Genomic DNA, 3,688 nt, shown 5'->3' with positions numbered 1-3,688 from the left:
CCGCCGCACCCGCGGCGGGGGGCTGCGCGCTGTCACCTGGGAGGTGGCTTTGACCGTCACGGATTGGCAGCCGATCACCCATGTGTGGTCGTCGTTCGGGCACCGGTTCTACTCGGCCGGCTGCGATCACGAGGACGGGTCCTCGTGTGAGTCGTGCATGACGTGCGGCGCGGTGTTCGAGCTGCGTCCGCGTGTCGACGACCCGGGCGGCGGCGACTACATCGCCGCGAACGGCGACGACCCGACGCCGTGCACCGGGGACACCGACATGTGCCACGGCGAACAGCCGTGCCAGGCCGACGGCGGTCGCCCCTGCAACGGCGACGACGCCGACGGGCCGTGCCCGCACGAGTCCCACGAATGCAACTGCCTGGTCTGCACCGGATAGTTCAGCGCCACCGGCCCGCGGCGGCACCGGCCGTCGCGGGCCCTGTTGTTCCCTCCCGCGGCATTTGCCGTTCCGGAGTTGCGGGCGGCACAGCCGCGGCATCCGCGCAAGGAGGAATGTATGTCCCTGCCCAAACTCGCGACGCGGAGCTGGGCTGTTCGCCGTGCCCTGGCCGGCCGCGAACCGTTCCGGACCTATGGTGCGTTCCGTGCCGCGGTCGGTGGGCCGGCGTCGCGGGGTCGGTTGCCCGACGAGTGGTGGGCGAAGATCCGTGACGTGCCGGACGGACGCATCCGCTACACCGTCTACAGCTACGTCACGCCCATCGCGTGGGTGCTCGACGACGGGACGGTCGTCATCCCGCCGGTGCGCTACTCGCTCACCACCACCGGCCACCAGGGGCTGTTGTATGCGCTGAACCAGGCCCCCGGCGCGTTTCCGGAGGATGCGCCGCGTCGGACATGGGTGCCGAGTCAGGTACCGGGGTCGTGGGACTGGCCGCGAGCGTCGACACCGGCTCAGACGAACGCCCCCACCGAGGACCGGCCCGGGGCCGCCCGAACCGAAACGGTGTTGGACCGGATCCGCAAGGCCCTCGCCGAGGCTGACGCGCAGCCCCCGGAGAAGCTGACTTTCGAGGGCCCGCGAACGCTGAAGGGCGCCCCCGACCTGGCGTACAGCGAAGCCTGGACACAAGCGGCCCACAGGCGATAGCCCGCGCTGCCCCGGGCCGGGGCACCCCCTCCCTACCGTGCCCCGGCCCAGGATCGCAGGCGCGCGAGGGGCAGCGACCGGTTCCCTCGGCTGGTCCGGCCTGAGAGAAAGGGAGAGAGCAGAATGAATGACATTCCGGACGTCGAAATTACCGGGGACGTCTACAAGCTCAATTTCGAGATCGGCGCCGACGGAACGGCTGCTTTCGTCGCCTGGACAAAGGGAAAGGGTGGCAGGATCGGCCGTTCCTGGATCCGTCTGGACGAATCTGCCGTGCGCTACCTTGCGAACCGCATGGAAGCGACAAAGCGCCGGGACTAGAAGACCTGCTGCTCCTCTCAAAAGTGACCTCGTCTCGATTATTCGAGACGAGGTCACTTTCTATGGTGTTTGCGAAATTCAACGGGCGGAACTTCTTTTCTTGCTTTCACGTTTATGGCCGACGCCGCCCGCCGCACTGCGGACTTCTGCGCGGCGGTCCTCATGTCCCGGGCCGGGGCCGCACCTCACGGGTGCCGGTTCCTGCCTCGCCGGGTGGCGCTGTCGCGGTTGTGGCAGCCCGCCCCCGGCCAGTCGGCCGGCTGGCCAATCCCGACACAGATCAGGCATACCCGCCTTGGAAGGAGACAGGTGGACCCGACCCAAGCCCTGCACCGGGCACGCCAGGCCATGCACGCATACGACCAAAACCCGCACGACCCGTTCGCGCAACACCGGGCCGCGCAGGACTTGCGGGACGCGTTCGCCGAACTGGATCACCTGCTCGGGCACGGTGCCCCCGTCCCGGCAAGCTGGGCCGTCCCGCGCGCCGAGGGCACGAACAGCGCATGGCGGGTGGCGTTTCGCAACAGCGCCGGCCACACGGTGGCCATCGCCGACGTCGCGGCACCCGAGGTGTCCTGGGCTCACGACCGGGTGACGGCCGATCTGGAGATCTACTTCTCGTGGATGATCAAGGACGCCGTGATCTACAGCGCCGGACACGACACGACGATCCCGGTCACCGTCCCCAATCCGACCCATGAGCGCACGCGGGCCGAACTCGACCGCATGGGGCGGGATATCGGCGGTGAGGTCGATGGGTGAGTGCCGGCACGTCATCGCGCACTGGACGACCGAAGCCGAGCGGCAGGAGATTGTGGACGCGATCGACTACGCGCGCCGCATCGGCGACCTGGCCGCCTTGCCGCTGCTCATCGCTCGCCTGACCGCGCCGTGCTCGGCCCGGGACGGTCAGAGCCCCGCCGTGTGGTTTCAGTTCCTCGCCTACCGGTGGGATGTGGGGCTGGCGCGGCAGCTCGCCGCGACGCGGGAGGTTGCCGCGTTCGACCCGCGGCCGTGGTTCGGCTGGCTCGACGCGGTACGCGTCGACGACCCGGGCGACCCGGGCGACTGGGAACGCCCGGTCATCGTCGTGCGGATCGGCGACGCAGGGAACAGCCCGATGATCATCGACGGCTGGCACCGCATCGCGCGGGCGCGCGACGACGGATCCACGTCCCTGCCGGTTGTGGTCCTGGACGCGGATGACGAGGTCCGCGTCCGCATCTTCGGCGGCGACAAGACCCCGCCGCCGCCCGGCGGAAGGCCGCCGTCGTGACCGCCCGGCGGGCGGGCGACGGTTCCCGGGCCCGGTACGACGATCCGGCGCGGTGGGGCCAGCACATCGACGACAAGGTCATGGACGCCTGGTGGGGTTCCCGGGCCGGCAGCGACATCGCAGTCCCGATCGGAACCGTCGCCGCGCTCGCCCTGGTTCGCCGGCAGCCGCAGCTCACCGACGGCGGAGGGGGCCTCGAACTCGGGGCCGAGATCGAGGCCATGACTCCCGAGAACTTCGGGAAGTGGCTGCAACTGGCGTGGGGCTTGTACTGGTTCGAACGGCCCGACCTCGTCGAGCGCGCACGTCCCCTGCACGAATGGCTCCACGCCGACGACCGCGGCGCGCCCCGGCGCCTCAAAGCCGCGCACCACGTCGCGCTCGCCGCGATCCGCGCGGGGATCTTGGAGCTGGTGTCCGTCGACCGCCTGCGGCACGACGTGGATCTGTTCGGTGCGTTGATCGAACAGATGCGGGGCAAGGCGGACAAGCGCGCCCGCGGCGATTTCTACACCCCGCGCCCGGTCGCCGATGGGCTGGCCGCGCTTCTTGTGCGGGACAGCATCGGGGAGTTGGTGCGTCACGCAAGCGCCGGCGCGATGTTCACCGACCCGGCTGCCGGGTCCGGCGGCCTGTTTCGTGCGGCGGCTGACGAGCTTCGCGACCGCGGACTCGACCCCGCCGACTGCGCGTGGCGGGCCAACGACGTCGACCCCGTCGCCGCCGGGACCTGCGCCGTGAACGTCATGCTGTGGGACCTCGGTCCCGACAGCCTGGTCGGTTGTTTCGACTCTCTGACCGACCCGGACGGCATGGAAGAGGCCCGTGCCGAGGCGCTGGCGTGGCTCGCGGAACGCGACACCCAGCTCTCGCAGCTCCGGATGCTCGCGGCCGTCCGGCACGCGCAGTTTCTCGTCTCCGAGTTCAGCCGCGCGAACAGCACCGAGCCGTCCGCCGCGAGTTCCCCGGACGCGACGGCCTGAGGC

General features: G+C 70.3%; 6 protein-coding genes. All 6 read left to right on the top strand.

What is annotated here, in order from left to right:
- Window positions 1-388, top strand: a 388-nt coding sequence (locus ACRX5W_RS16435) for a hypothetical protein (protein WP_436788881.1), incomplete at its 5' end; no start/stop codon positions are given.
- Window positions 389-508: 120 nt separating this feature from the next.
- The gene (locus ACRX5W_RS16430; protein WP_436788880.1) at window positions 509-1,102 is read left to right on the top strand and encodes a hypothetical protein; all 594 of its coding nucleotides are present in this window, start codon (window positions 509-511) and stop codon (window positions 1,100-1,102) included.
- Between the two features lie 123 nt (window positions 1,103-1,225).
- Complete coding sequence (locus tag ACRX5W_RS16425; protein ID WP_436788879.1) at window positions 1,226-1,423, top strand: hypothetical protein; 198 nt, start codon at window positions 1,226-1,228, stop codon at window positions 1,421-1,423.
- Between the two features lie 309 nt (window positions 1,424-1,732).
- The gene (locus tag ACRX5W_RS16420) at window positions 1,733-2,188 is read left to right on the top strand and encodes a hypothetical protein (protein ID WP_436788878.1); all 456 of its coding nucleotides are present in this window, start codon (window positions 1,733-1,735) and stop codon (window positions 2,186-2,188) included.
- On the top strand, window positions 2,181-2,702 hold the full coding sequence (locus tag ACRX5W_RS16415) for a hypothetical protein (protein WP_436788877.1): 522 nt from the start codon (window positions 2,181-2,183) through the stop codon (window positions 2,700-2,702). The genes ACRX5W_RS16420 and ACRX5W_RS16415 overlap by 8 nt, the downstream gene beginning before the upstream one ends.
- The gene (locus tag ACRX5W_RS16410; protein ID WP_436788876.1) at window positions 2,699-3,685 is read left to right on the top strand and encodes an N-6 DNA methylase; all 987 of its coding nucleotides are present in this window, start codon (window positions 2,699-2,701) and stop codon (window positions 3,683-3,685) included. The genes ACRX5W_RS16415 and ACRX5W_RS16410 overlap by 4 nt, the downstream gene beginning before the upstream one ends.
- The last annotated feature ends 3 nt before the right edge of the window (window positions 3,686-3,688 follow it).

Origin of the sequence: Yinghuangia sp. YIM S10712 (genome assembly GCF_051388935.1) — a bacterium.
Taxonomy (GTDB): domain Bacteria; phylum Actinomycetota; class Actinomycetes; order Streptomycetales; family Streptomycetaceae; genus Yinghuangia.
The sequence above is the reverse complement of the archived record's forward strand: the minus strand, read 5'-3'. Positions and strand labels throughout refer to the sequence as shown.

Excerpts from the sequence above, each read along its gene's own strand:
- ACRX5W_RS16430 (WP_436788880.1), top strand. The coding sequence starts at position 509 with ATGTCCCTGCCCAAACTCGCGACGCGGAGCTGGGCTGTTCGCCGTGCC.
- ACRX5W_RS16425 (WP_436788879.1), top strand. The coding sequence starts at position 1,226 with ATGAATGACATTCCGGACGTCGAAATTACCGGGGACGTCTACAAGCTC.
- ACRX5W_RS16415 (WP_436788877.1), top strand. The coding sequence starts at position 2,181 with ATGGGTGAGTGCCGGCACGTCATCGCGCACTGGACGACCGAAGCCGAG.